The organism is Streptomyces sp. NPDC002785 (assembly GCF_040295565.1).
Classification (GTDB): domain Bacteria; phylum Actinomycetota; class Actinomycetes; order Streptomycetales; family Streptomycetaceae; genus Streptomyces.
In genome coordinates, this window is record NZ_JBEOVN010000411.1 from 1 (window position 1) to 1,727 (window position 1,727).

General features: G+C 75.2%; 1 protein-coding gene. It reads right to left on the reverse strand.

The genetic code is table 11. The features are described 5' to 3' along the window. A partial coding sequence (locus tag ABTZ94_RS37440) for a SpnB-like Rossmann fold domain-containing protein (protein WP_351207913.1) occupies positions 1-1,727 on the reverse strand: 1,727 nt, incomplete at both ends.

The following is a 1,727-nucleotide window of genomic DNA, read 5'->3' on the forward strand; positions in this document are numbered from 1 at the left end:
ACGCACACCACGCTCAACCACCAAATGCCGTGCGAACAAACCACCCAGCGTGCCACTCGCCCCCGTGACCAGCACCGTCCCCGCCGGATCGAAGGCAGGCACGGTCTCCTCGGCCAGGGCGGCCACCCGTGCGAGCCGGGGTGCGTGCCAGGCACCGGCACGCACGGCGAGCTGCGGCTCGTCCGTCGCCAGCGCCGCGGGCAGTTGCTGCAGCGCGTCGGTATCGTCCGCTCCGTCGGCATCGACGTCGACGAGGACGAACCGGCCCGGGTGCTCGGCCTGCGCGGATCGCACCAGACCCCATGCTGCGGAGTGCGTCAGGTCGTCGACCGACTCGGCATCGCCCACGGCCACGGCACCGCGGGTCAGCAGCGCCAGCCGGGAGTCAGCGAACCGCTCGTCGGTGATCCACTGCCGCACCAGGGCCAGTACCCGGCCGGTGACGGCGTGCGCCGCGGCCGCGATGTCCCCGGTAGTGGCCAGGTCGGTCAGGCACGGCAGCAGCACCACATCCGGGGCCACCCCGTCCGCGTCGACCGCCGCGGCGAGTGCGGACAGGTCCGCGTACGCCTCGGTGTCGACGCCCATGGCTTCCAGCACGGCCGCCGCCTTCAGGTCGCCGCAGCCGAGGACCGCGTACGAACCGGCGTCCTCGGCCGCCATCGCGGCCGGTGCGGGCAACACGGCCCAGTCGAGACGGAACAGCGATTCGTGGTTCCCGGCGTGGGCGGCCTTGAACTGGTCGGCGTCGAGCGGGCGGAGCGCGAGCGAGTCGACCGACACGACCGGCGCGCCGCTCTCGTCGGTCACTGCCAGCGCCACCGCCCCCGGTCCGGCCGGGGACACCCGCACCCGCAGCGCCGCCGCTCCGGCGGCGTGCAGCCGCACTCCGTCCCACACGAACGGCAGCCGGGCCTGCCCGGCATTCTCCTCAGCGTCGAAGAAGCCGCCCAGGCCCACCGCGTGCAGCGCGGCATCCAGCAGCGCCGGGTGCAGACCGTACGCACGGGCGTCACCCTGCTGCGCCTCGCCGAGCGCGACCTCGGCGAACACCTCGTCGCCGCGCAGCCAGGCAGCTCGCAGCCCCTGGAACACGGGCCCGTAGCCGAGGCCGAGGGCGGCGAAGGCGTCGTAGAAACCGTCGGTCTCGACCGCTTCGGCTCCGGCCGGGGGCCACTCCCCCGGTCCGGCCGCGGGGGCGGCGGTGCCGGCGACCGCGAGGGTGCCGACCGCGTGCCGGGTCCACGGCTCGTCGGCGGCCTCCTCGGGCCGGGAGTAGATGTTCAGCGCGCGCCGGTCGGCGGCCCCGTCGGGCTCGCCGACGGTGACCCGCAGCTGGACCCCGCCGCGCTCCGGCAGGATCAGCGGCGCCTCCAGCGTCAGCTCCTCCAGCAGATCGCAGTCGACCTGGTCGCCGGCCCGTACGGCCAGCTCCACCAGCGCGCTGCCGGGCAGCAGCACCGTGTCCATGACGGCGTGGTCCGCCAGCCACGGGTGGGTGCGCAGCGAGAGGCGTCCGGTGAACAGGCAGCCCTCGGAGTCGGGCAGGTCCACCGCCGCGCCCAGCAGCGGGTGGTCCGCAGATCCCAGCCCGGCCGAGGCCACGTCGCCGGCGGCGCCGACCGGGGCCTCCAGCCAGTAGCGCCGACGCTGGAAGGCGTACGTGGGAAGCTCCACGCGCGCCGCACCGGTGCCGGCGAAGAACGCCTCCCAGTCCACCGTCAGGC